Source organism: Massilia sp. TWR1-2-2, assembly GCF_049897565.1.
Classification (GTDB): domain Bacteria; phylum Pseudomonadota; class Gammaproteobacteria; order Burkholderiales; family Burkholderiaceae_D; genus JAFCUW01.
In genome coordinates this window covers 274,208-299,159 of the sequence record NZ_JAFCWM010000002.1, presented here as the reverse complement: position 1 = coordinate 299,159, position 24,952 = coordinate 274,208, and the positions used below count along the sequence as shown (strand labels likewise).

The following is a 24,952-nucleotide window of genomic DNA, read 5'->3' as shown; positions in this document are numbered from 1 at the left end:
GCGCTCCACTGCTAATCCATCCCCAAAACAGTCGTTGAGGTAAAAAGACTCTATAATCTGGCCTCACACTCCCTCGCTTTACGCTTCCAACATGCTATTTCCTACTGAATTCGACGTCATCGTTGTCGGCGGCGGCCATGCCGGCACCGAAGCCGCCCTCGCTTCCGCCCGCATGAGCCAGAAGACTTTGTTGCTTACGCATAATATCGAGACGCTCGGGCAGATGTCCTGCAATCCGTCGATCGGCGGCATCGGCAAGGGTCACCTGGTCAAGGAAGTCGATGCCATGGGAGGCGCAATGGCCATCGCCACCGACGAGGCGGGTATCCAGTTCCGCATCTTGAACTCGTCCAAGGGCCCCGCCGTGCGCGCCACCCGTGCCCAGGCCGACCGTATCCTGTACAAGGCGGCAATCCGCGCGCGCCTGGAAAACCAGCCGAACCTGTGGCTGTTCCAGCAGGCCGTGGACGACCTGATCATCGAGGGCGACCGCGTGGTCGGCGCCGTGACCCAGATCGGCCTGCGCTTTCGCGCGCGCGCCGTGGTGCTGACCGCCGGCACTTTCCTCGACGGCAAGATCCACGTCGGCCTGCAGTCGCACCCGGCTGGCCGCGCCGGCGACCCGCCGGCCATCTCGTTGTCGGCGCGCCTGAAGGAACTGAAGCTGGGGCAGGGGCGCCTGAAAACCGGCACGCCGCCGCGCATCGACGGTCGCAGCATCGATTTTTCCGTGCTGTCCGAGCAGCCAGGCGACCTCGACCCGGTGCCGGTGTTTTCAGTCATGGGCAACGCGGCGATGCATCCGCGCCAGGTGCCGTGCTGGATGACACATACGAATGCGCGCACCCACGACATCATCCGCGCCGGGCTCGACCGCAGCCCGATGTTCACCGGCGTCATCGAAGGGGTAGGGCCGCGCTATTGCCCGTCGATCGAAGACAAGATCCACCGTTTCGCCGGCAAGGATTCGCACCAGATCTTTCTCGAGCCGGAAGGGCTGACGACCAACGAATACTATCCGAACGGCATCTCGACGAGCCTGCCGTTCGACGTCCAGATCGACCTGGTGCGCTCGATGAAAGGCATGGAGAACGCCTTTATCCTGCGTCCCGGCTACGCCATCGAGTACGACTATTTCGACCCGCGCGGCCTGAAAACGTCGCTCGAAACCAAGGCCATCGGCGGCCTGTTCTTTGCCGGCCAGATCAACGGCACCACCGGCTACGAGGAGGCGGCCGCGCAAGGCATGCTGGCCGGACTGAACGCGGCGCTGCTGACGCAGGGGCGCGACGCCTGGGTGCCGGGCCGCTCGGAAGCCTACATCGGCGTGCTGGTCGACGATCTGACCACCCAGGGCGTGGCCGAGCCTTACCGCATGTTCACCAGCCGCGCCGAGTTCCGCCTGAGCCTGCGTGAAGACAACGCCGACATGCGCCTGACCGAGATCGGCCGCCGGCTCGGCTGTGTTGGCGACGTTCAATGGGCGGCGTTCGAGACCAAGCGCGAGTCGGTGGCGCGCGAACTCGAGCGCCTGCGCTCGACCTGGGTCAACCCGCGCATCCTCGCCGCGGCCGAATCGGAGCGCGTCATCGGCCAGGCCATCGAGCGTGAATATTCGCTTGCCGACCTGCTGCGCCGTCCCGGCGTCGAGTACGACAAGCTGATGAGCATGGCCGGCGTCGAAGGCCAGGTGCTGGCCGGCCCGGGCGTGGCCGACGCCGCCGTGCGCGAGCAGGTCGAGATCCAGCTCAAGTACGCCGGCTACATCGACCGCCAGGCCAAGGAAGTCGAGCGCCATGATCACTACGAAAACCTGAAGCTGCCGGAAGGCTTCAACTACCTCGATATTCCGGCCTTGTCGATCGAAGTGCGCCAGAAGCTCGACAAGCAGCGGCCGGAAACACTTGGTCAAGCATCAAGAATTTCCGGGGTGACACCTGCCGCTATCTCCTTATTGCTGGTACATTTGAAGAAACGCGGCGCAAAGGGCTTCGCCACCCTCAACGAGGAGCTTGCCCAATGAAGTTTTTCGACCGTGCAGCCCTATCGGTTGTATTAGCAGACGGTACAAAAAAGTTGGCGCTGGACCTGGACGGCAAGCAGCATGAGCAGCTGCTGGACTACCTGGCGCTGCTGTTCAAGTGGAATTCGGTGTACAACCTGACGTCGCTGCGCGACCCGCTGCAGATGGTCACCTTGCACCTGCTCGATTCACTCGCTGCGGTGCCCGCCTTCGCGCAGGCGCACAACGTGCTCGATGTCGGCGCCGGCGGCGGGCTGCCCGGCATTGTGCTGGCGATTGCCCGCCCGGACGTCAACGTGTCGCTGATCGACACGGTGCACAAGAAGACGGCGTTTCTCAAGCAGGTAAAGGCCGAGCTGGAACTGGCGAATGTGACGGTCTACACCGCCAAGGTGCAGCAATTGCAGGTGCAGCAGCCGTTCGACGTCATCACGTCGCGCGCCTTTGCCGACCTGTCCGATTTCGTCACCTGGTCGGGGCATCTGCTGGCGGAGGGCGGGCAATTCATCGCCCTCAAAGGCGTGGCGCCCGCCAACGAGCGGGAAAACCTGCCGGCGCCGTGGAAAGCGAGCGATTTGCAGCCTTTGCGGGTACCGGGCCTGGAAGCGGAGCGGCACCTCGTATTCATCACCAGATCGCAGCAAACAGAGTAAATAATATAAACCGTATAAATGGTTTATACCTAATATACAGAATAAATCGTTAATACGGTTTTTATAGTATAAATGGTATAAATCTATATCGTTGCGTCGACTATAAGAGCGTTCATGGCCAAGATTTTTTGCGTAGCAAACCAAAAGGGCGGGGTAGGCAAGACCACCACCAGCGTCAACCTGTCCGCCGGACTTGCCAAGCTCGATCAACGGGTACTGCTGGTCGACCTCGACCCGCAAGGCAATGCAACGATGGGGGCCGGCATCAACAAGGCTGGCCTGAAAGCGTCGACCTACGAAGTGCTGCTCGGAGAGGCCGATGTCGCCACCGCGCGCCAGCGCTCCGAGTCGGGCCGCTTCGACGTGCTGCCGTCGAACCGCGAGCTGGCCGGCGCCGAAGTCGAGATGGTCGAACTGGACCAGCGCGAGCGGCGCCTGAAGGATGCGCTGGCCGCGGTCGACGGCGAATACGATTTCATCCTGATCGACTGCCCGCCGGCGCTGTCGATGCTGACGCTCAACGGCCTGTGCGCCGCGCACGGCGTCATCATCCCGATGCAGTGCGAGTACTACGCGCTCGAGGGCCTGTCCGACCTGGTCAACACGATCAAGAAGGTGCACGCCAACCTGAACCACGACCTGAAGATCATCGGCCTGTTGCGCGTCATGTTCGATCCGCGCATGACCTTGTCGCAGCAGGTCTCGGCCCAGCTCGAGCAGCACTTCGGCGACAAGGTCTTCAAGACCATCATTCCGCGCAACGTGCGCCTGGCCGAAGCGCCGTCGTACGGCGTGCCGGGCGTGGTTTTCGATCCGGCCTCGAAGGGCGCGCAAGCCTACATCGCGTTCGGCGCCGAAATGGTCGAACGCATCAAGACAATGTAACTACTACACAAGCGCCAGGGTCAGACCTAGGTCTGACCCCGGTGTTGTAACCACGAAACTGACGAAGACAATCATGGCAACCAAAAAACTCAAGGGCCTCGGCCGCGGGCTCGAAGCACTGCTCGGCGGTGACGGCGATTTCACCCAGCAGCCGGCCGACGCCGGCGCGCCATCGTCATTGCCGGTAGCGCAGCTGCAGGCCGGTAAATACCAGCCGCGCACCCGCATGGACGAAGGCGCGCTGAACGAACTGGCCGCGTCGATCAAGGCGCAGGGCGTGATGCAGCCGGTGCTGGTACGCCCGGTCGGCCAACAGGACGGCGCGATGCGCTACGAGATCATCGCCGGCGAACGCCGCTTCCGCGCCGCGCAGCTGGCGGGCCTCGAGACGATTCCCGTGCTGGTACGCGACGTCGACGACCAGGCCGCCGCGGCGATGGCGCTGATCGAGAACATCCAGCGCGAAGACCTCAACCCGCTGGAAGAAGCGCAGGGCATCCACCGCCTGATCGACGACTTCCATTTCACCCACGAGCAGGCCGCCAACGCGGTCGGCCGTTCGCGCAGCGCCGTGTCGAACCTGCTGCGCCTGATGAACCTGGCCCAGCCCGTTCAGACCATGCTGATGGCCGGCGACATCGACATGGGCCACGCACGCGCGCTGCTGGCCGTCGACGCGGCCAGCCAGATCACGCTGGCCAGCCAGGTCGTCGCGAAGCGCTTGTCGGTGCGCGAGACCGAAAAGCTGGTCACCCGCACGATCGAGGAGGCGGCCAACCCGGCCGCACCGCGGCAGAAGGACAAGTCGGGCGACATCATGCGCCTGGAAGAAGAGCTGTCGGACAAGTTGGCCACGCCGGTGCTGTTCAAGATGGGCGCCAAGGGTCGCGGCCAGATGATCATCGATTTTGCCGACCTCGACATCCTCGACGGCGTCCTTGCCCGCCTGCGCGCCTGATTTTTCAAGCGGGGTCAGTGTCGGCACTGACCCCGGGGTGGGTGTTGCTGCGTCGCAACGCAATGTTGCCTGCACCACAATGGTTCATCCGTGGTTTTTGATGAAGATTGGGTTCCATCAAGGTGCAGCAACGTTTGACGCGTATCTGCATAAACCTTATAATCCCGTTGATTCACGTAATCCGCCACCCGCACCACAGCTTTTTAAGCCCTGCGCGAAGAAGAAAAAATGTTGCGCATAGTCTCCCTGCAATTGATGGCCACCGTGGTCGCCGGCGTCATCGCCGCACTACTCGGGGGGCAGGCTGCGATGTTGTCGGCGGTGCTCGGTGGATTATGTTGTGTTGTGCCGAACGGCCTGTTCGCGTTGCGCCTGTTTGCGAGCGCGAAGCGGGGCGCGGCAAACCCGATGTCGTTCATGATCGGCGAATTTATAAAGATTGCTTTAACGCTGGCGCTACTGGCCGCCATCGCTTGGCTGTACCGCGATTTGAACTGGCTCGCACTGATTTGCGGCTTCATCGTGGCACTCAAAAGTTACATCATCTTATTGTTTAGGCAGAAATGACAACTGAAATTGCAGCGGGTGCAGCCCCAACAGCCGAGCACACGGTCACCGCAGGCCAATACATCACTCACCACCTTGGCCACAATGCGTCGGCCAAACAAGTCGACATCATCGACTTCAGCATCATCCACTACGACACGATCCTCGTGTCGGTGATCCTGGCCGCGCTGGCCTGCATCTTCCTCGTCCTCGCCGCGCGCCGGGCGACGGCCGGCGTGCCGACCCGTTTCCAGGCCGCCGTCGAATTCGTCGTCGAGCTGGTCGAAGACCAGTCAAAAGCCATCGTCCACGGCAACCGCTCGTTCATCGCGCCGGTCGCGCTGGCCGTGTTCGTTTGGGTGCTGCTGATGAACTCGATGGACTTCCTGCCCGTCGATACCTTCGCCGGCCTGTTCAAGCTGCTGGGCATCCACGGCGCCGACGGCCACGAAGTGTACTTCCGCGCCGTCCCGACAGCCGACCTGAACGGCACCTTTGGCATGTCGCTCGTCGTGCTGACCCTGATGCTGTACTACAACATCAAGATCAAGGGCCTCGGCGGCTTCATCCACGAATTGTTCTGCGCGCCATTCGGCGCCCACCCAGCGCTGTGGATCTTCAACTTCGGCCTGAACCTCATTGAATTCGCTGCAAAAACGGTGTCGCTGGCTATGCGACTGTTCGGCAACATGTTTGCCGGCGAACTGATCTTCCTGTTGATCGCCCTGCTCGGCGCGCAGTGGGTAGGCTTCACGACTCAGAGCGTGTTGTTGTCCGGCTTGCATATCGCAGCCGGCTCGATATGGGCAATCTTCCACATCCTGATCGTGTTGTTGCAGGCTTTTATTTTCATGATGCTGACGCTGGTGTATATCGGCCAGGCGCATGAAGGTCACTAAGAACGCAGCATTGGTAGTAAGCAGGTTTGCAGTATCTCGATTTTCAATTTTTTAATTTTTATATTTAGGAGTTTTCATGACTAACGTCGCTTTTGTAGCTTTGGCTTGCGGTTTGATCATTGGTTTGGGCGCGATCGGCGCATGTATCGGTATCGGTATCATGGGCGGCAAGTTCATCGAAGCTTCGGCTCGTCAGCCTGAACTGATGAACACTCTGCAAACCAAGATGTTCCTGCTGGCAGGTCTGATTGACGCGGCGTTCCTGATCGGTGTTGGTATCGCGATGATGTTCGCGTTCGCTAGCCCATTCCCTGCCTAATAGCTGATTCTCAATAGCCGGGCCAGCGATTTTGCCGGTCCGGCATATGTCATTCTGAGAAGGAAATTGCTGTGAATTTAAACGCAACGATGTTCGTGCAGTACATTGTGTTTTTCATCCTGTGCTTTGTCATCGCGAAATTCGTGTGGCCGCCAGTGGTGGGTGCACTCGACGCACGAGCCAAGAAAATCGCTGAAGGTCTGGCCGCGGCCGACCAGGGCAAACTGGCCATGGTTGCCGCTGAGAAGCGCATCCAGACCGAACTGGCAGGTGCACGTGACGAAGGCCAGAAGCGTATCGCTGACGCCGAGAAGCGCGCCCAGATGGTCGCCGACGAAATCAAGGCAAACGCTACCGCTGAAGCTGGCCGCATTGTTGCGCAAGCCAAAGCGGATGCCGATCAGCAAGTGACCAAGGCACGTGAAGAACTGCGTTCCCAGGTTGCCGCACTGGCCGTCAAGGGCGCCGAGCAGATCCTCAAGCGCGAAGTGAACGCAACGGCGCACGCCGACCTGCTGTCGCAACTGGCTACCGAGCTGTAATTATGGCCGAACTCGCAACCGTCGCCCGTCCTTACGCCGAAGCGTTGTTCCGTGTCGCCCAAACCGGCGACATGGCCGCCTGGTCCGAGTTAGTGTCCGAATTGGCCCGCATCGGCGCCAATTCGGACGTCCAGGATTTTGCCCGCAACCCCAACGTGACGGCGCCACAAGTGGCCGAAACGTTGCTGTCGCTGGTGCGCTCGCCGATGCCGGCTGAAGCCAAAAACTTCATCAACGTGCTGATCGAGAACCGTCGCGTGTCGCTGTTGCCGGAAATCGGCGAGCAGTTCCATGTGCTCAAGAACGCCCAGGAAGGTGCCGCCGACGCGGCCATCACCAGCGCGTTCGAGATCGACGGCGCTCAGGTCGCGCAACTGGTATCGACGCTGGAAAAGAAATTTGGCCGCAAGCTCAACCCAACGGTGACAGTGGATCCATCGCTGATCGGTGGTGTGCGCGTCGTCGTCGGCGATGAAGTGCTCGACACTTCGGTACGCGCCAAGCTGCAACAGATGCATGTTGCGCTCGCTTCGTAACGAACAAACGCACACGCCGGCGTCTCGCCCTTGCCCTACGCATCAAGAAACTATTAGGAGTTAGCATGCAACTTAACCCATCTGAAATCAGCGAACTGATCAAGAGCCGCATCCAGGGCCTCGAAGGTTCCGCTGAAGTTCGCAATCAAGGCACGGTTATCTCCGTCGCCGACGGCATCTGCCGTATCCACGGTCTGTCGGACGTGATGCAGGGCGAGATGCTGGAATTCCCGGGCAACACGTTCGGCCTGGCGATGAACCTCGAGCGCGACTCGGTCGGCGCCGTGATTCTGGGTGCTTACGAGCACATCTCGGAAGGCGACACCGTCAAGACCACCGGCCGTATTCTGGAAGTGCCGATCGGTCCTGAACTGAAAGGCCGCGTCGTCAATGCGCTGGGCCAGCCGATCGACGGCAAGGGTCCTGTCAACGCCAAGCTGACCGCGCCAATCGAAAAGATCGCCCCGGGCGTAATCGCCCGTCAGTCCGTGTCGCAGCCTATGCAGACCGGCCTGAAGTCGATCGACTCGATGGTACCGATCGGCCGTGGCCAGCGCGAGCTGATCATTGGTGACCGCCAGACCGGCAAGTCGGCTGTCGCGATCGATGCGATCATCAACCAGAAGGGCCAGGACATGACGTGCATCTACGTCGCGATCGGCCAGAAGGCATCGACCATCAAGAACATCGTGCGCTCGCTCGAGACGCACGGCGCGATGGAGTACACCATCGTCGTCGCCGCATCGGCTTCCGAGTCGGCCGCGATGCAGTACATCAGCCCGTACTCGGGTTGCGCCATGGGCGAATACTTCCGCGACCGCGGCGAAGACGCACTGATCGTCTACGACGACCTGTCCAAGCAAGCTGTTGCGTATCGCCAGATCTCGCTGCTGCTGCGCCGTCCACCAGGCCGCGAAGCGTATCCTGGCGACGTGTTCTACCTGCACAGCCGCCTGCTCGAGCGCGCAGCACGCGTGAACCCCGACTATGTCGAGAAGTTCACCAACGGCGCCGTCAAAGGCAAGACCGGTTCGCTGACCGCACTGCCGATCATTGAAACGCAAGCTGGCGACGTTTCCGCCTTCGTGCCGACCAACGTCATTTCGATTACCGACGGCCAGATCTTCCTGGACACTTCGCTGTTTAACGCCGGCATCCGTCCAGCGATTAACGCGGGTATCTCGGTATCGCGCGTCGGTGGCGCCGCCCAGACCAAGGTCATCAAAAACCTGTCCGGCGGTATCCGTACCGACCTGGCGCAGTACCGTGAACTGGCTGCGTTCGCGCAGTTCGCATCGGATCTGGACGAGTCGACCCGCAAGCAGCTCGACCGCGGCGCGCGCGTCACCGAACTGCTCAAGCAGGCGCAGTACTCGCCGCTGTCGATCTCGCTGATGGCCGTGTCGCTGTTCGCAGTGAACAAGGGCTACTTCGACGACATCGAAGTGAAGAAGGTCCTGGCGTTCGAGGCTGGCCTGCACGGCTACATGAAGACCAAGCAAGCTGCGCTCCTGTCCAAGATCGAAGAGACCAAGCAGCTCGACAAAGATGGCGAAGCTGCCATGGCTGCCGCTGTTGCTGACTTCAAGAAATCCGGCGCATATTAATTGTCTTTAACGGCGTCGCCCGCACGGGGCGCCGGTAGCGCAAAAGGAGTAAGGACTCATGGCATCAGGCAAAGAGATACGAGGCAAGATCAAGAGCGTAGAGAATACGAAGAAGATCACCAAGGCGATGGAAATGGTCGCCGCATCGAAAATGCGCAAGGCGCAGGATCGCATGCGGGCCGCCCGTCCCTACAGTGACAAGATTCGTAATATCGCCGCCAACCTTGCCTCTGCAAATCCGGAATACACGCACCCGTTCATGGCGCAAGCCAAGAACGTCGAGGCGAAGGCTGTTGGCTTCATCGTCGTTACGACCGACAAGGGTCTGTGCGGCGGCATGAACACCAACATCCTGCGGATGATGACGCAGAAAACGCGCGAGCTGGAAACAGCTGGCAACAAGATTGAAGCCGTTGCCATTGGCAACAAGGGTTTGGGTTTTTTGAATCGGGTAGGTATCCGGGTCGTGTCGCACGCGGTCCAGATTGGCGATACGCCGCACCTGGAAAAGTTGATCGGGCCAGTCAAGGTCATGCTCGACGAATACCAGGAAGGCAAGCTCGACGCCGTCTACCTGTGCTACACCAAGTTCATTAACACGATGAAGCAAGAGCCGATGGTGGAGCAGTTGCTGCCGCTGGCCGCTGACAAGCTCGAAGGCGACAAGGGTAACCACTCTTGGGACTACATCTACGAGCCGGAAGCGCAAACCGTGATCGATGAACTGCTGGTGCGCTATGTAGAAGCGCTGGTATACCAGGCGGTCGCCGAAAACCTCGCATCCGAGCAATCGGCGCGAATGGTCGCGATGAAGGCGGCAAGCGACAATGCCGGCAGCGTCATTGGCGAGCTGAAACTGGTCTACAACAAGACCCGCCAGGCAGCGATTACCAAAGAACTCTCCGAGATCGTCGCCGGTGCGGCAGCGGTCTAACCCGTTTTTAAATATATATAGAAGGAACGAACATGGCTGATGGCAAAATCGTTCAGTGTATTGGCGCTGTTGTTGACGTTGAGTTTCCACGCAACGCAATGCCTAAGGTTTTTGACGCACTGAAAATGGCGGGCTCCGAACTGACCCTGGAAGTACAACAGCAGCTCGGCGACGGCATTGTCCGTACCATTGCGCTGGGTACCTCCGACGGTCTGCGTCGCGGCATGGCAATCCAGAACACCGGCAAGCCAATCATGGTACCGGTCGGTAAGGCGACCTTGGGCCGCATTCTGGACGTGCTGGGCAATCCGATCGACGAGTGCGGCCCTGTCTCGCACGAGCAGACCGCATCGATCCACCGCGTCGCTCCTGCATACGACGAACTGTCGCCATCGCAAGAGCTGCTGGAAACCGGCATCAAGGTGATCGACCTGGTGTGCCCGTTTGCCAAAGGCGGTAAAGTCGGCCTGTTCGGCGGCGCCGGCGTCGGCAAGACCGTCAACATGATGGAACTGATCAACAACATCGCAAAGGCGCACTCGGGTGTTTCCGTGTTTGCCGGTGTCGGTGAGCGTACTCGTGAAGGTAACGACTTCTACCACGAGATGGCTGATGCCAAGGTTGTCGATCTGGAGAATCCAGAGAACTCGAAAGTGGCGATGGTCTACGGCCAGATGAACGAGCCGCCAGGTAACCGTCTGCGCGTCGCGCTGACCGGCCTGACGATCGCCGAGTCGTTCCGTGACGAAGGCAAAGACGTTCTGTTCTTCGTGGACAACATTTACCGCTTCACGCTGGCAGGTACCGAAGTATCCGCACTGCTGGGCCGTATGCCATCGGCCGTGGGTTACCAGCCTACCCTGGCCGAAGAGATGGGCCGTCTGCAAGAGCGCATCACGTCGACCAAGACCGGTTCGATCACCTCCGTGCAGGCCGTGTACGTGCCGGCGGACGATTACACCGATCCGTCGCCAGCGACCACCTTTGCTCACTTGGACTCGACCGTTGCCCTGTCGCGTGACATCGCCTCGCTGGGTATCTACCCTGCGGTCGATCCGCTCGACTCGACCTCGCGCCAGCTTGACCCGCTCGTCGTCGGCCAGGAACACTACGATACCGCGCGCGCTGTCCAGGGTACCTTGCAGCGCTACAAGGAATTGCGCGACATTATCGCGATTCTGGGTATGGACGAGCTGGCTCCTGAAGACAAGCTGCTGGTTTCGCGCGCACGTAAGATGCAGCGTTTCCTGTCGCAGCCGTTCTTCGTTGCTGAAGTGTTTACCGGCGCGCCGGGCAAGTACGTTTCGCTGAAAGACACGATCAAGGGCTTCAAGATGATCGCATCGGGCGAACTGGACCACCTGCCTGAGCAAGCGTTCTACATGGTTGGCACGATCGAAGAAGCAATCGAAAAAGCCAAGAAGCTCGGTTAATCGCGCTCCTTCACACCGATAGGACAACACATGGCAAACACAATTCACGTTGACGTTGTATCGGCTGAGTCCCTGATTTTTTCAGGCGAAGCCGAGTTCGTCGCGTTGCCGGGTGAAGCGGGTGAGCTGGGGATTTATCCCAAGCACACCCCGCTGATCACGCGCATCAGGCCGGGTGCTGTACGGATCAAGGTAGTTGGCCGCGAAGAAGAAGAGTTCGTCTTCGTCGCGGGCGGCATCCTGGAAGTGCAGCCGAACGGCGTGACGGTTCTGGCCGATACCGCGATCCGCGGTCACGACCTTGACGAAGCAAAAGCGATTGAAGCCAAGAAACTGGCCGAAGAGCAGCTGGTCAACAAGGAATCGAAGATCGACTACGCCAAGGCGCAGTCCGAGCTGGCCACCGCGATCGCCCAGCTGGCGGCAATCGCCCGCCTGCGCAAGACGCGGTAACGCAACTCATGCATCAATGAAAAGGCAGCTTCGGCTGCCTTTTTTTATTTTCTATGCTGCATATTGGAATGCTTTATAGTTGGCGCCATTGCAACCATGGAAAGTCAGCCGCATGCGCAAGTTCTCCGCCTCCTGCATCGCGGCCGTGCTGTTGTTGCAGGCGCCGTCCGGCATGGCGCAAACCGCCATCGACGCCGCCAGCCGTGCCCGGCTCATCGACAACCTGGTCCGCGAGCTGAACGCCTACTACGTCTTTCCTGAAGTTGCCGGCAAGCTAGAAGATGCCTTGCGCGCCAGGCAGAAACGGGGCGATTATGACCGTGCGGCCGACGCGCAGGGACTCGCGGTGTTGCTGACGAGCGAACTGCAAGCCGTCAGCGGCTACCTTCACCTGAACGTGCGCTACAGCGACACGCCGGCGCCGCCGCGGCTAACCGGCCCTCGTCCGGCGCCCACGGCCGAAGACGAGGCGCGCTTTCGAGCGCGCGCCAAGTCGATGAATTACGGCCTCGGCACAGTGGAAAAACTCCCCGGCAATATCGGCTACCTGGAAACGCAGGGCTTCGGCCCGGTCAAGTACGTCGACAAGGCGCTCAGCGCGGCGATGACGCAGCTGGCCGACAGCGACGCGTTGATCATCGACATGCGCGGCAATGGTGGTGGCAGCCCGGACAGCATCGCCTTCCTCAGCAGCTATCTGTTCGACAAGCGCACCCACCTGAACAATCTGTACTGGCGCGAAGGCGAGCGCACCGAGGAGTTCTGGACAACCGAAGACGTGCCAGGGAAAAAGTATGGGCAGCAGAAGCCGGTCTATGTGCTGACTGGCCCGCGCACTTTTTCCGGCGCCGAAGAGTTCAGCTACAACCTGCAACAGCTCAAGCGCGCAACATTGATCGGCGAGACCACGCGCGGCGGCGCCAATCCCGGCGGCATGCGGCAGCTGACGCCCCATTTCAGCGTGTTCGTGCCGAGCGGCAGGGCGATCAACCCGATCAGCAAGACCAACTGGGAAGGCACGGGCGTCACGCCGGATGTGAAAGTGGCTGCGGCCGATGCGCTGGTCAGCGCCCAAAAGATGGCGCTGGCAAAGCTTGCCGCCGATGAGCGCGATCCGCAAAAGGCGCAACTGCTGCGCGCGCGTCTGGCAGAACTCAGCAAGTAGCTAATCTGATTTGATAGCTAGCCATAAAACCGTCGTGTTCGCCATTGGCGAACACGACGGTTTATAAGGTAGCGGTTGTAGCGAGGATTTACTACTGCTCGGCGGCCAGGCGCAGTGCGACTTTTTGGCGGAAGTAGCCATGCTGCAGATAGTGGTACAGGTTGGCGCCCGGGCACACCGTGCTCGCCGAGTGATCCTTGTGCCCCGCGATCGTGTCGATCGACACCTTATGCTTCGCCGCCAGCAGCGCCATCAGGTCGACCGTCGCGTCGAGCTGTTTCTGGTTCGGCTGCACTTCCTCGAAATTGCCCACCACTTCGATCAGCGCGTGCCCGGTCGGGTTGTATTCGGTATTGGTGTCGCCTGCGTATTCGATCTTGCGGCCCTCATAGATATTGCCGTCCAGGTCAATGATGTAGTGGTACGGAATGTCGAGCCAGCGCTTGGTCGTGCGCGACCAGGTCTGCAGGTTGCGCAGGTACTGCACCGGGTCTTTGCCGAGCGGGAACGGCTCGCCCTGGTGGTGCAGCGTGATGCGCGTGATCTCGTGCTTGCGCGCAAGCGCCGCGTCGGCGGGCGTGCCGCCCCATTGGGCAACGGGCACAATGCGCCGCTCGACGTCTGTCAGCGTCTGTGCCGACACCGTGCCGGCGAGCACGGCGCCGGCGGCGAACAAAGCGTGGGCCAGGCAAGTCTTCAATGTCATTTCGCGCACTCCATAGCTGAGAGCGCTATCTTTTCACATTTGCCGCCGGAAAGCCACGCCGTCGCAGGCGTCGCCGCACTGTGGCGACATTCGCCCGGGCGAACTGTTACGCTTCTGGCATCCCAACTGACCCATCTACCCGCCATGAAGACCATCCGCCAGATCCTCGAAGACGCCCGCACCATCGCCGTGGTCGGCCTGTCGCCCAAGCCCGAGCGCGCCAGCCATGGAGTAGCCGCCTTTTTGCAAGGCCACGGCTACCGCATCGTGCCGGTCAACCCGACCTGCGCCGGCCAGCAGATTCTTGGCGAGCCGGTGTATGCCAACCTGCGCGATGCCGCCACCGCGCTCGGCGCCGAGGGCCTGCGGATCGACGTCGTCGACTGCTTCCGCAAATCCGAAGAGATCCCGGAGATCGCGCGTGACGCCATCGCGATTCGCGCCAGCTGCTTGTGGATGCAGCTTGGCATCGAAAACCAGGCGGCGGCCGACATGGTCTCTTCCGCCGGGCTCGACGTGGTGATGAACCGCTGCATGAAAATCGAGCGCAAAGCGCTGGACGCCGCCACGGAGCAACCGTGAAAGCGGGCGAACGTTTCCGCGCCGGTAAAAATTTCAAGGTGCGCGAGGACGATGCCGACGACAAGCCTCTGCGCGACGGCAACAGTGGCGACAGCAAGGGCGAGACCAAGCAACAAGAGCGCGATCAGACCACCGAGCTCACCGGCCAGATCGCGCGCCTGCAAGAGATGCTGTACGCGCAGCGCTCGCACAAGTTGCTGCTGGTGCTGCAGGGGATGGATACGTCGGGCAAGGACGGCACCATCACCGCGCTGTTCAATGGCATCAATCCGATGGGTCTGCGCGCGGTCGGCTTCAAGGCGCCGACCAGCACCGAGCTGGCGCACGATTTCCTGTGGCGCATCCACCCGCACGTGCCGGTGGCGGGCGAGATCGTCATGTTCAACCGCAGCCATTACGAGGACGTGCTGATTACCGTGGTGCAGGGCATGATCGATGAGAAAGAGTGCAAACGGCGCTACGCCCAGATCCTCGATTTCGAGCGCATGCTGGCCGAGTCGGGCACCATCATCGTCAAGGTATTCCTGCACATTTCCAAGGACGAGCAGCGTAAGCGGCTGGAAGAGCGGTTGATCGATCCCGACAAACAATGGAAGTTCGATCCGAACGACGTCGTGCAGCGCAAGAAGTGGGATGAGTACCAGCAGGCGTACCAGCGTGCCATTGTCGCGACCGATACTGACCACGCGCCGTGGTACGTGATTCCGGCCAATTCGAAAACGCACCGCAACCTGCTGATTTCGACCTTGCTGCTCGAAATCCTCGAAGACCTGAAGTTGAGTTTCCCCAAGTTCGACGCCGAGATGGCGAAACTGAAAATCGAGTAATCCGACCTGGCCGGATTCTGCGAACACTGTAAGTAGTTTTGGCGATGGTTTTCTCGCGCGGCTGCGAACGCATCAGCTCGCATACGGCAGGCTGCCGGCGAACGATTTCTGCGACAGCGCCGCCAGCTTCGGCACCGCCACTTGCGCTTCATGCGTCAGCGCGCGGTCGGAGTCGTCGTCGAGCAGTTCGATCAGGCTGGCGAACACCATCTTCTCGTCCGGCGAACGCGCCGTGTGCAGCGCCAGGTCGCGCGCGATGTCGCGCAGGCGCCACTGGATCTCGCGCGTGGCGACAGCCTTTTCAAACATCAGCTTGCCGTCCGGCGCCTCCACCAGTCCGTGATTGGCGTTCAGGTAGGCGTCCAGTCCCGTGCTGACGAAGGCGCGCTGGATGGTCAGGATGCGTTCGAGCGCCTGCTCCAGCAGTTCGCGCGAGTGCGGCGACTTGGCGCCAGGGCCGTCCACCATCTCTTCGCCGAGGTCGAGTACCGCGCAGATGCGCCGGAACAGCCGCCGCGTGTCTTCGCGTCCCAGCGTCTCGTCGTGCGCGGCAGCGTGGTAGTTCGATTCGAGCTTGAGCGCGCCCGAAATGGCCGATACCAGCTCGCGCGCATGCTCGCCAGGCACCAGCTTGAGCGCCAGCTCGGCGCGCTCGAGCGGGTTGTCCTTGCCCAGCACGCCGGCGATCATCTCCGCCACCGCCACCGCCTGTCCGGGCGCGCTGATGTGCTTGCCGGACGACTGCCGCGGATAGCCGGTGCCGTTGCTGCGCTCGTGGTGTTCGGCCACCGCGCGGCCCACCGCCGGCGGGTACGACGCCAGCTCGCTGACCAGTATCTGGCCCAGGCGCGGATGATTCACCAGGTGTGCCCACTCGCGCGGCAGCAGGCGCTTGCCCGGTTCGAGCCATGCCGGCGCGATATACAGCTCGCCAATATCGTGCAGCAGTCCGGCCAGCACGGCGACATGCTGCTCGTCGTCCGACAGTTTCAGCTTCCTGGCCATGCACAGCGACAGCAGGCTGACGCTGATGCCGTGTTCGAGTGCGTGCGGGTTGTCGTGCTGGGCCAGCGTCAGCAGCATCCGCATGGGCTCGCTGAACTCGATGCGTGCCAGGTGCGCCAGCGGCGTGGCGCCGCCGCCGCCGGTGGCGAGCAGGATGCGGTTGATCGGCGCGCTGGTGTCGAGCACGCGCTTGGCGGTGCTGACGACCAGGCCGGTGTCGACCGCGTCGTCCACCCGCAGCGACGATTCGATCGTCTTTTTCAGCTTCGCGCCGCGCAAAACGTCGAAATGCTCGTCGCCGAGGTGGTTGCCGCGCGCCACCAGCGTGACCCCGTGCATGTCGACGATCTCCTGCGTGGCAGTCACCGGCCTGGCGCGTGCCAACCGGACCAGTTTGTCCAGGAAGTGCGTGCTGACGGCAGTGTTGAGGCGGATGTCCGACATGGGGCAAGTTCCTTATGTGATGAGCGATCATACCAAATATTGCCGTGCAGCATCACCGACATCGCTTTTTCCGTGCATTCGATCAACACACCCGTTGCGCGGGCGCGCGCTGCCAAATTGACATAGAATGAATTCCCGCTTGCCTACCGTATGGAAAAACCATGTCCAAGACCTCGATTGCCCTGCTGTCCCTGTCGGCTGCCTTGCTGTCGGTTTCGTCCGGCGCCGTTCTGGCCCAGGGCCCTGCCGCAGCGCCCGCCGCGGCGCCGGCGCCAGCCTGTCCTGCCATCCTGAATCAAACCTTTAACCGGCTGCAGGACGAGGCGCCGCAGAACCTGTGCCAGTACGCCGGCAAGGTAGTGCTGGTTGTGAACACGGCAAGCTATTGCGGTTTTACCAACCAGTACGAGGGGCTCGAGAAGATGTACGCCAAGTACGGCAAGCAGGGGCTGGTGGTGCTCGGCTTCCCGTCGAACGACTTCGGCAAGCAGGAACCGGGCAACTCGAAAGCGATCGCCGACTTCTGCTACAACACCTATGGCGTCAAGTTCCCGATGTTCTCGAAATCGTCGGTAACCGGCGCTGCCGCCAATCCGCTGCATGCGAGCCTGATCAAGCAGACCGGCAAGGAACCGAAGTGGAATTTCACCAAGTACCTGATCGGCCGCGACGGCAAGGTGCTGGAATACTTCCCGAGCAAGGTCACGCCGGAAGACAAGCAGATGGTGACCAAGATCGAGCAGGCGCTGGCCGGCTAATCGCAGTGAGCGCTCTCTTGCTCCACCTCTAAAATGGGGTCAGTGCCGACATTCGGACACGGCCCCATCCGTGGTGCGGGTGCGCTGACGATTAGTGCCGGGTTCGTGTCCGATTGTCGGCACTGACCCTCGGGGATTCGATTGTCGGCACTGACCCTCGGGGATTCGCTGGGGGATTCGCAAGTCCTCGGTGACGGGCACTGCTCGGATCGGACGGGCGCCCATCGGTTTCGGCGCACAGCGCCAGCAGGGTCCCGATCCAAGAAGAATAGCCGCTGGCACGGTAATCGACCTGGTGCTGCTCCGCGTGCGCCCCGAAAAATGAGTCGCACCCGACATCAAGTCTCCGCCGGTAGGATGGTTTCGGCATGCCCGCCAGCCCCGCCGGCGCGGTGGCATCGATTCCTGTGGCCTCTAACAGCTGGGTCCGGGTCAGAAAAGTGTTGTCGAGGTAGCGCAGCAGTTCCATCTTGGCCTTCGTCTAGGTTCCCGAGATCGCCGGTAAGGTGGGGCAAGTGCCGAGATTCTCTTAAGCAAACACGATAAAACCCGGGGTCAGTGCCGACATTCGGACACGGCCCCATCCGCAAATGCAGGGCGTGATGTCGATTAGTGCCGAGTTCGTGTCCGATTGTCGGCACTGACCCCGGGGGATTCGCATCCGCAAATGCAGGGCGTGATGTCGATTAGTGCCGAGTTCGTGTCCGATTGTCGGCACTGACCCCGGGGGATTCGCAAGACCGTCGACTCAAAGGCTATCGGTCTGAAACGGCGCTGCGTTTCCGTCCGCTTAACACATCAGGTAAGCGCGCAGCGGTCCGCGCAGCGCGTTGCAGACGACGATGTCGTCCGCCTCTTCCAGCATGGCGCGCGTAATGATGCCTTCGTGTGCATTCCACGCCGGCGCCGACAGCAGCACTCCACGCATCACCCCCGCCAGCACGCCACTCGCCAGCGGCGGCGTGACCCAGCGCCCGCCGATACGCACAAACACATTCGAACGGCCACCCTCGGCCAGCTCGCCGCGCTGGTTGAAGAACAGCGTGTCGAAGCCGCCTTGCTGCTCGGCGGCGCGCCAGCCGGCGTCGTAGCGCGAACGGATGCTGGTCTTGTGACGCAGGAACAGGTCGTCGGCCACCGTCGCATCGTCGGCCAGCAGCAGGCCGACCGGTTCGGCGATCGGCGCCAGCGGCGCGCTCTGGACGGCGAACTGGCCGTCGGCGCCAAGCGCGAGGCGCAGCCGGTAGCGCAGCTCCGGCGCAAAGGCGGCGCAAGCCGCGTCAAGCGCGGCCACGGCCGCGCCTCCATCGAAGGCAAAGTCAAAATAGCGCGCCGATGCCGCCATCCGCGCCAGGTGCAGTTCCTGGTGGCGGCAGCCTTCGTCGCGGCTGGCGCGCAGCGTCTCGAACAGCTCGAACTGGTTTTCCAGCCCGGTGAGGAAGCGCGCCTTCAGCCGGCACTCGGCGTATTCATCGGCGGCGTCGCTGTCGAACACGATGCCCGCGCCGACGCCCATTTCGCCGGCGCGCACGCCGCCCGTTTCCGGCTGCAGCGCCAGCGTGCGGATCGGCACCGACAGGCAAAAGTCGCCGATCGCCGCGCCGCCCGCGGGCGGATCGAACCAGCCGATTGCGCCGGTATAGATGCCGCGCGGCGCCGGCTCCAGTTCGCGGATGATCTCCATCGTGCGCCGCTTCGGCGCGCCGGTGATCGAGCCGCACGGGTAGAGCGCGGCGAAGATGCCGGCCAGCGTGGCATCGGGGCGCAGCCTGGCCGTCACCGTCGACGTCATCTGCAGCACGCTGCTGTAGCGCTTGACGTCGAACAGCGCCGGCACGGCCACGCTGCCGGTCACCGCCACCCGTCCCAGGTCGTTGCGCAGCAGGTCGACGATCATCAGGTTTTCTGCGCGGTTCTTGCTGTCGGCCGCCAGCGCGCGCGCGCGCTGCGCGTTGTCGACGTCGTCGTCACCGGCGGGCGCGGTGCCTTTCATCGGCCGCGCCAGCAGTTCGCCGCCGGCGTGGCACACGAACAGCTCGGGCGACAGGGACAGCACCGCGTCGCCGCCGGGCAGGGCGATCAGCGCGCCGTACGGCACCGGCTGGCGTGCGCGCAGTCGCTCGTACATCGCCGGCAGCGAGCCGAAGGCGTCGAAGCGCAGCCGGTAGGTGTAGTTGACCTGGTAGGTGTCGCCGGCCTCGATATACGCGTGGATGCGCGCCAGCGCGTCGGTGAACTGCGCTTCGTCGACGTTGGCGCGCACGGCGCCGATGCCGGCAGGGCCTGCGCCGTGATCGGCACGCGCGGCCAGCCACGCAGCCACCTGCGGCTGCGACAGGTGCTCGCAGCGCTCGAACAGCAGCACCTGCGCCAGCGGCCCGGCCACCGGGTGCGCGCCGGTGCCGAGCAGGTGGCCACCAAGTTCGTACGTCAGCAGCGCCACTGCGTGCAGGCCGCGGCCAAGCGCGTCCTGCATGTCGGCCAGCAGCTGCGGCCATTGCGCCGCGTCGGCGCAGGCGAGGGTGCCGGCGTATTCCGTGTACAGGCGCGAGAGCGCGGCCGCCGAGTCGCTGGCGTCGTCAAGCAGGGCGTAACAGTCTGCAGTGTTCATGCGGTACGAAAGGCGCTTCAGGCCGCAAGCAGCAGCGCGATCTGCACGGTAGTGCCTTCGGTCGGATTTTGCTTGAAGCCGCTCTTGGCGTAGCGGTGCCAGCGGCCCACCACGTAGCTCACCAGCAGGCTGGCGCGCGCGGTGACATCGGCTTCGGCGCCGTGGCCCTGGGTGACGGCCAGGCGCAGCGACTGCTTGCACGCCAGCTCGACCTTGTCGTAGAACTGGTTCATGCGCAGCTGCAGGCGGTCGTCCTCATTGACCAGCGCGTCGCCGATCAGCACGCGCGTCATGCCCGGGTTGTTCGCCGCAAAACCGAGCAGCATCTGCAGGATCGCGCGAGCCTGGTCGACGCCGCCCTCTTCGCGTTCGGCGATCTGGTTGATCAGGCCGAACACGCTCGACTCGATGAATTCGATCAGGCCCTCGAACATCTGCGCCTTGCTGGCGAAGTGGCGGTACAGCGCCGCTTCCGACACGTCGAGCCGCGCCGCCAGCGCAGCGGTGGTGATCTTTTCGCCTTTCGGCTGCTCGAGCATTCCGGCCAGGGCCTGGAGGATTTGCAGTTTGCGCTGACCCGGCTTGGTGCTTGCCATGTGTTCTCGATCAAGGTGGAGGGTTGGACTGAATCGGATCAGCGCAGCTGGTGCAGGCGGGCGGGCAGCTGTCGGACAGATTTTACTTTGACATCGACGTAAGCGGGGCGTTTTAGCATCCGCGGCAGCGGCGCGGTGCCGATCGGATCACTGATGCGCAGGTACTGCGTGATCCACACCGTGCGCACGCCGAGCTGGCGCGCGGTGCGCAGGTTCGCCAGCGTGTCCTCGACCAGGATGCAGCGGTGCGCCGCAACGCCGTGCCGGCGCAGCAGGCGGCGCAGCATCAGCTTCGACGGCTTCGGCCGCAGCTGGCCGTGCACGTGCATGTTCTCGATGGCGATGTGGTGGCTGAAGTGGCGCTGCAAGCCGAGGTGGCGCATGACGTCGCGCGAGTACACGGTCGGCGCGTTCGTCAGCAGGATCTTGCGGCCCGGGAGGCTGCGCAGCATGCGCGCCAGCCCCCGTTCGGCGCGGATCATCTGCGCCAGGTCGGCCAGGTCGTGCGTCTCGGCCAGGAAGTGGGCAGCCTTGACCTCGTGGTGGCGGATCATGCCGAGCAGGGTGGCGCCGTAGCGCTTCCAGTAGCCCAGGCGCGCCGCGTTGACCTGCTCCATCGTCGCCGGCGTGTCGACGTCGCCGAGCACGCGAGCGATGTAGGTGTTCATGTTCGCGCTGATCAAGGGGAAGATCGCATGCGATGCGTCATGCAGCGTGTTGTCAAGATCGAACAGCCACAGGGGCGCCGACGGGTTATGATTTGGCACGGGCAACTTTATTAAAATGTCAACAAAGAATGCGATGAGACGTCAGATTATAGTGGTCTTCTTCAGCCTGTTCTATCTGGCCTGCGGTGCGGCGTTCGGCGCCGACCGCGGCGCGCTGTTCAAGGTGACCGGCAAGGGACACACGATGCACTTGTTCGGCACCATCCATCTGGGCGTGGCCGAATTCTATCCGCTCGAGCCGCGCATCACGCAGGCGGTGGCGGAAGCGGCGACGCTGGCGCTGGAAATCGACCCGGCGATGGCGCCGGCGGAAGCGGCCGCGGCGATGCGCGACTACGGCCTGGCCAGCCCGGGCAAGCCGCTGCCGCCGCCACTGGCGGCGCGCTTGGCGCCGCTGCTGCAAAAGGCGGGCATGGATCCGGCCGCGCTGGCGCCGCTGAAGCCGTGGGTAGTGGCGATCGTGCTGGCGGTGCACGAATTTGGCGTGCAGGGCTTCCGCGTCGATCTTGGCGTGGACGCGCACCTGGCCACGCTGGCGCGCGCCGGCAAGGCGAAAGTGGTGGGACTCGAATCGGCGGGTAGCCAGATGGCGCTGTTCAACAAGCTGACCGAGGCCGAGCAGTTGCGCTACCTGGAGGACGCGGTCACGCTGATCGAATCGGGCAAGCACCGCGCCGAGATCACCCAGCTCACCGACGCCTGGCGCAACGCCGACCGGGCCGCGCTCGACGCGCTGGCGCTGCGCCTTGACACCGATGCGACCTTTTCCGGCCGCTTCACGCGCGACGTGCTGCTGGCCGGGCGCAACGTCGGCATGGCCGACAAGCTGGCGCAATTGCTGGAGCGGGAAAACAAGGCGGTGGCGGCGATCGGATTGCTGCACCTGATCGGCAAAGGCAGCGTGCCTGAGCTGTTGCGTGCGAGGGGATTGACGGTGGAGCGGGTGTACTGAGGTGCTGCGCGGAAGTGGTGCCCTTTACGTGGATTGAACACGTGGCCTCTCCCTTACCAAGGGAGTGCTCTACCACTGAGCTAAAAGGGCGACTGCATTGGTGGCGCAGGAAGTTGCTCGGCTTGCCGAGCATTGCGTCACCAAAAAAGTTAGTGCGACCGGATCATAGTGCCAAATGCCTGTTCGGTCAAGACTTCGAGCAGCAACGAGTGCTCGATGCGCCCGTCGATGATGTGTACCGTATTCACGCCCGACTTGGCCGCGTCCAGCGCCGATGAAATCTTCGGCAGCATGCCGCCGGAGATGGTGCCGTCGGCAAACATCTCGTCGATTTCGCGCGCCGACAAGTCCGTCACGAGGTTGCCTTTCTTGTCCTGCACGCCGGCGATGTTGGTCATCATGATCAGCTTTTCGGCCTTCAGGATTTCCGCGATTTTTCCGGCGACGACGTCGGCGTTGATGTTGTACGCCTGGCCATCCTGGCCGAAACCGATCGGCGAGATGATCGGGATGAAGGCGTCGTCCTGCAGCGCCTTCACCACCGCCGGGTTGATGGCGTCGATTTCGCCGACAAAGCCGATGTCGAGGAACTCGCCCGGCTTTTCGCGGTCCGGCATCGACATCTTGCGCGCGCGGATCAGGCCGCCGTCCTTGCCGGTCAGGCCGACTGCCTGGCCGCCGTAGTGATTGATCAGCATGACGATATCCTGCTGCACTTCGCCGCCCAGCACCCACTCGACCACTTCCATGGTCTCTTCGTCGGTGATGCGCATGCCTTGCACAAAGGTGCCTTGCTTGCCGATTTTCTTGAGCGCATTATCGATCTGCGGGCCGCCGCCGTGCACCACGACCGGATTCATGCCGACCAGCTTGAGCAGGATGACGTCGCGCGCGAAGCCGTGCTTGAGGCGCTCGTCCGTCATGGCGTTGCCGCCGTATTTGATGACGATCGTCTTGCCGTGGAAGTTACGGATATACGGCAGCGCTTCCGCCAGGATTTGCGCCTTGATTTGCGGCGATACCTTGGTCAGGTCATCTTGAAGGTCGGTAGGAAGCTTGGGAATGGCAGCGGTCATGGCGGGTCCAAATGAATTTGACGAGATTTTACAGGAACAAGCGGGTTCGGGCTGCGACCATTATAGGGCGATCTTGTTGTATTTTAATTCCTGTTGCGCTACTGTAGGCCGATATGATTCCCACGCCGACACTCCACGCCTGCCGGGAGGCCGCATGAGCACCTGCACCGGCTGCGGCGCCACGTTCGCCTGCGCAATGGCCGGCGGCGCCGCCGCGCCGTGCTGGTGCAGCGCGCTGCCGGCGGTGGTACCGGTGCCCGGCGCGCCGGCCGCTTGCTGGTGCCCCGCCTGCCTGCGGCAGCACATCGCTTCCCTCGAAACGCCAGAAACCCAATCAAAACCGACAAACTGAAAACCGTCGCGTCTGGGGTCTGACCCGGTGGGGTCAGACCCTGGTGTGGCCGCCGGCTTGCACCGATAAACTACAAAACGAGCCGGCCTAGCGCTTGGTCTGGAAAAACCGCATCATTTCGCGGCTCGCGTCCGGACCCTTGCCATCGGTATAACTGCCGCGCGAACTGCCGCCCGACCACGCGTGCCCGGCGCCGTGGATCAGCCATTGCTCCGCGTGCGGCGTGCCGTCCGGGTGCTGGTGCACCGTGCGCGTATAGGCGTGCCCATCCGGCACGCGCCCCGGCTCGACGACCATGTCGTTGGCCGCCTTGTGCTTTCCCCGCGCAATCAATTCGTCGCCATTGGCCGGGTGCACCGTCGTGTCCTTGTCGCCGTGAAATACGATGATCGGAATCGCCTTGCCCTGCGACTGCGGCCGGCGGAAGTTGCCTTTCATGGCCGCCAGCGCCGACGGCAGGTCCTGCGCCGACGCGAACGGCAGCCCCGAGTGCACGCCGACGGCCGCATACAGGTCCGGATACAGCGTCCCCATGATGGTTGCCATCGCGCCACCGGCCGACAGGCCGGCCACATACACCTGGCTGTCGTCGACGTTATGGCTGGCCATGACGTCGCGCGTGATGCCGGCGATGATCGACGGCTCGCCCTGGTCGCGCGTCTGGTCGACCGCGTTGAACCAGTTCCAGCAGCGCTGCGCGTTGGCCTGCTGCGACTGGGCCGGATACACCACCAGGCACTGCAGCTCTTCGGCCAGCTGATTCATCTGCGTGCCGCTGGCGAAGTCGAGCGGATCCTGGGTGCAGCCGTGCAGCATCACCAGCAGCGGCGCCGCCTGCTCGCCGGAATAGGTGCTCGGCACGTACAGCTTATAGCCGCGGGTGCCGGCCGCATTGGTATGGCTGCCGTCGATAAACTTGCCCGGCAGCGCTTCGGCCGGGCCGTGCGCGCCACCCATGGCGCCGCCCATCGCGCCGAGGTCGAACGACGGCATGTCGAAACTGGGCATCTTGAAGTTGGCCATGCCGGCGCCCTGGACCCGGTCGAGGTTGGCCAACATGTCCGGCATGAAGCGGCTCATGATTTCGGCCGCGTCGGTCATCGGCGTGGGCGCCGCTGGCGCCTCAGGCGGCGGCTGCTGCGGGGCGGCCGATTGGGCGGCGTGCGGCGGCGGCGGATTGATGTCGCGCATCGCCTGCGGCTGGGCGGCCGGCTGGTGCGTCGCTCTAGCGGCAGCGCCGCCGTTCAGTGCTTTCTGGATCGCCGATGTCGCTGCGGCCGGGCCCTGCCCGAGCAGGGTGCGTGTTGCTGTACGCATGTGCGCAAACATTTTTTCGTTCAGTTTCATTAGGCATTCCTTAGT

Annotated in this window: 26 protein-coding genes and 1 tRNA gene; 18 read left to right on the top strand and 9 right to left on the bottom strand. The window is 62.7% G+C overall.

From position 1 onward, the window contains the following. Positions 1 to 91: 91 nt before the first annotated feature. From mnmG to ACP7DD_RS03250, 14 genes are all read left to right on the top strand, one after another. On the top strand, positions 92 to 2,023 hold the full coding sequence (gene mnmG, locus ACP7DD_RS03315; protein ID WP_426173277.1) for a tRNA uridine-5-carboxymethylaminomethyl(34) synthesis enzyme MnmG: 1,932 nt from the start codon (positions 92 to 94) through the stop codon (positions 2,021 to 2,023). Further along, positions 2,020 to 2,676 (top strand): 16S rRNA (guanine(527)-N(7))-methyltransferase RsmG, encoded by a 657-nt coding sequence (gene rsmG / locus ACP7DD_RS03310; protein ID WP_426173276.1) that lies wholly within the window; start codon positions 2,020 to 2,022, stop codon positions 2,674 to 2,676. The genes mnmG and rsmG overlap by 4 nt, the downstream gene beginning before the upstream one ends. A 114-nt stretch (positions 2,677 to 2,790) precedes the next feature. After that, entirely contained in the window at positions 2,791 to 3,561 is a 771-nt protein-coding gene (locus ACP7DD_RS03305; protein WP_426173275.1) for a ParA family protein, read from the top strand. 73 nt (positions 3,562 to 3,634) lie between these two features. Next, positions 3,635 to 4,519: a ParB/RepB/Spo0J family partition protein gene (locus tag ACP7DD_RS03300; RefSeq protein ID WP_426173274.1), complete on the top strand. Its 885-nt coding sequence runs from the start codon at positions 3,635 to 3,637 to the stop codon at positions 4,517 to 4,519. Between the two features lie 228 nt (positions 4,520 to 4,747). Then, on the top strand, positions 4,748 to 5,086 hold the full coding sequence (locus ACP7DD_RS03295; RefSeq protein WP_426173273.1) for an ATP synthase subunit I: 339 nt from the start codon (positions 4,748 to 4,750) through the stop codon (positions 5,084 to 5,086). Next, positions 5,083 to 5,964 carry a F0F1 ATP synthase subunit A gene (atpB, locus tag ACP7DD_RS03290; RefSeq protein WP_426173272.1) on the top strand — a complete coding sequence of 294 codons (882 nt, stop codon included), beginning with the start codon at positions 5,083 to 5,085 and terminating at the stop codon, positions 5,962 to 5,964. The genes ACP7DD_RS03295 and atpB overlap by 4 nt, the downstream gene beginning before the upstream one ends. Positions 5,965 to 6,040: 76 nt before the next feature. Continuing rightward, entirely contained in the window at positions 6,041 to 6,283 is a 243-nt protein-coding gene (gene atpE, locus ACP7DD_RS03285) for a F0F1 ATP synthase subunit C (RefSeq protein ID WP_099786681.1), read from the top strand. A gap of 71 nt (positions 6,284 to 6,354) precedes the next feature. Next, positions 6,355 to 6,825 (top strand): F0F1 ATP synthase subunit B, encoded by a 471-nt coding sequence (locus ACP7DD_RS03280; RefSeq protein ID WP_426173271.1) that lies wholly within the window; start codon positions 6,355 to 6,357, stop codon positions 6,823 to 6,825. Between the two features lie 2 nt (positions 6,826 to 6,827). Further along, the gene (locus ACP7DD_RS03275) at positions 6,828 to 7,361 is read left to right on the top strand and encodes a F0F1 ATP synthase subunit delta (protein ID WP_426173270.1); all 534 of its coding nucleotides are present in this window, start codon (positions 6,828 to 6,830) and stop codon (positions 7,359 to 7,361) included. 65 nt (positions 7,362 to 7,426) lie between these two features. Next, positions 7,427 to 8,968: a F0F1 ATP synthase subunit alpha gene (gene atpA / locus ACP7DD_RS03270; protein ID WP_099786684.1), complete on the top strand. Its 1,542-nt coding sequence runs from the start codon at positions 7,427 to 7,429 to the stop codon at positions 8,966 to 8,968. 58 nt (positions 8,969 to 9,026) lie between these two features. Further along, positions 9,027 to 9,902, top strand: coding sequence for a F0F1 ATP synthase subunit gamma (gene atpG / locus ACP7DD_RS03265; RefSeq protein WP_099786685.1), 876 nt, complete (start codon positions 9,027 to 9,029; stop codon positions 9,900 to 9,902). A gap of 32 nt (positions 9,903 to 9,934) precedes the next feature. Then, positions 9,935 to 11,335 carry a F0F1 ATP synthase subunit beta gene (gene atpD, locus ACP7DD_RS03260; RefSeq protein ID WP_099786686.1) on the top strand — a complete coding sequence of 467 codons (1,401 nt, stop codon included), beginning with the start codon at positions 9,935 to 9,937 and terminating at the stop codon, positions 11,333 to 11,335. A 30-nt stretch (positions 11,336 to 11,365) separates the two neighbouring features. Further along, positions 11,366 to 11,788, top strand: coding sequence for a F0F1 ATP synthase subunit epsilon (locus tag ACP7DD_RS03255; protein ID WP_426173269.1), 423 nt, complete (start codon positions 11,366 to 11,368; stop codon positions 11,786 to 11,788). A 112-nt stretch (positions 11,789 to 11,900) separates the two neighbouring features. Beyond that, positions 11,901 to 12,953: a S41 family peptidase gene (locus ACP7DD_RS03250; RefSeq protein ID WP_426173268.1), complete on the top strand. Its 1,053-nt coding sequence runs from the start codon at positions 11,901 to 11,903 to the stop codon at positions 12,951 to 12,953. A 91-nt stretch (positions 12,954 to 13,044) separates the two neighbouring features. Here ACP7DD_RS03250 and ACP7DD_RS03245 read toward each other — a convergent pair whose 3' ends face one another. Beyond that, a complete protein-coding gene (locus tag ACP7DD_RS03245) occupies positions 13,045 to 13,659 on the bottom strand; it encodes a peptidoglycan recognition protein family protein (protein WP_426173267.1) in 615 nt (204 codons plus the stop codon). Between the two features lie 144 nt (positions 13,660 to 13,803). Here ACP7DD_RS03245 and ACP7DD_RS03240 point away from each other — a divergent pair, with 144 nt between their 5' ends. Continuing rightward, entirely contained in the window at positions 13,804 to 14,241 is a 438-nt protein-coding gene (locus ACP7DD_RS03240) for a CoA-binding protein (RefSeq protein ID WP_426173266.1), read from the top strand. Then, positions 14,238 to 15,068 carry a PPK2 family polyphosphate kinase gene (locus ACP7DD_RS03235; RefSeq protein ID WP_426173265.1) on the top strand — a complete coding sequence of 277 codons (831 nt, stop codon included), beginning with the start codon at positions 14,238 to 14,240 and terminating at the stop codon, positions 15,066 to 15,068. Before ACP7DD_RS03240 ends, ACP7DD_RS03235 begins: the two co-directional genes overlap by 4 nt. Positions 15,069 to 15,140: 72 nt before the next feature. On the opposite strand, the gene ACP7DD_RS03230 is transcribed toward ACP7DD_RS03235, so the two are convergent. Then, positions 15,141 to 16,517, bottom strand: a complete 1,377-nt coding sequence (locus ACP7DD_RS03230; RefSeq protein WP_426173264.1) for an HD-GYP domain-containing protein — start codon at positions 16,515 to 16,517, stop codon at positions 15,141 to 15,143. 161 nt (positions 16,518 to 16,678) lie between these two features. Between ACP7DD_RS03230 and ACP7DD_RS03225 the strand changes: the two genes are divergently transcribed. Further along, positions 16,679 to 17,275, top strand: coding sequence for a glutathione peroxidase (locus tag ACP7DD_RS03225; protein ID WP_426173263.1), 597 nt, complete (start codon positions 16,679 to 16,681; stop codon positions 17,273 to 17,275). 790 nt (positions 17,276 to 18,065) lie between these two features. Here the strand turns inward: ACP7DD_RS03225 and pabB are convergent. From pabB to ACP7DD_RS03210, 3 genes are read right to left on the bottom strand one after another with little or no spacing between them, the layout of a single operon-like run. Next, a complete protein-coding gene (gene pabB, locus ACP7DD_RS03220; protein ID WP_426173262.1) occupies positions 18,066 to 19,886 on the bottom strand; it encodes an aminodeoxychorismate synthase component I in 1,821 nt (606 codons plus the stop codon). Positions 19,887 to 19,903: 17 nt separating this feature from the next. Then, positions 19,904 to 20,482 (bottom strand): nucleoid occlusion factor SlmA, encoded by a 579-nt coding sequence (gene slmA, locus ACP7DD_RS03215; protein WP_426173261.1) that lies wholly within the window; start codon positions 20,480 to 20,482, stop codon positions 19,904 to 19,906. A 38-nt stretch (positions 20,483 to 20,520) separates the two neighbouring features. Continuing rightward, positions 20,521 to 21,255, bottom strand: a complete 735-nt coding sequence (locus ACP7DD_RS03210; protein WP_426173260.1) for a pyrimidine 5'-nucleotidase — start codon at positions 21,253 to 21,255, stop codon at positions 20,521 to 20,523. A gap of 28 nt (positions 21,256 to 21,283) precedes the next feature. Here ACP7DD_RS03210 and ACP7DD_RS03205 point away from each other — a divergent pair, with 28 nt between their 5' ends. Beyond that, the gene (locus ACP7DD_RS03205; RefSeq protein ID WP_426173259.1) at positions 21,284 to 22,162 is read left to right on the top strand and encodes a TraB/GumN family protein; all 879 of its coding nucleotides are present in this window, start codon (positions 21,284 to 21,286) and stop codon (positions 22,160 to 22,162) included. Between the two features lie 15 nt (positions 22,163 to 22,177). Here the strand turns inward: ACP7DD_RS03205 and ACP7DD_RS03200 are convergent. The 4 genes from ACP7DD_RS03200 to ACP7DD_RS03185 all read right to left on the bottom strand — a co-directional run bounded on the left by ACP7DD_RS03200 (position 22,178) and on the right by ACP7DD_RS03185 (position 24,907). Then, positions 22,178 to 22,252, bottom strand: a tRNA-Thr gene (locus ACP7DD_RS03200). Positions 22,253 to 22,311: 59 nt separating this feature from the next. Beyond that, complete coding sequence (gene argB / locus ACP7DD_RS03195; RefSeq protein ID WP_426173258.1) at positions 22,312 to 23,238, bottom strand: acetylglutamate kinase; 927 nt, start codon at positions 23,236 to 23,238, stop codon at positions 22,312 to 22,314. A 60-nt stretch (positions 23,239 to 23,298) separates the two neighbouring features. Beyond that, complete coding sequence (locus ACP7DD_RS03190) at positions 23,299 to 23,544, bottom strand: hypothetical protein (RefSeq protein ID WP_426173257.1); 246 nt, start codon at positions 23,542 to 23,544, stop codon at positions 23,299 to 23,301. A 133-nt stretch (positions 23,545 to 23,677) separates the two neighbouring features. Then, positions 23,678 to 24,907 (bottom strand): extracellular catalytic domain type 1 short-chain-length polyhydroxyalkanoate depolymerase, encoded by a 1,230-nt coding sequence (locus ACP7DD_RS03185; protein ID WP_426173256.1) that lies wholly within the window; start codon positions 24,905 to 24,907, stop codon positions 23,678 to 23,680. Positions 24,908 to 24,952 lie beyond the last annotated feature (45 nt).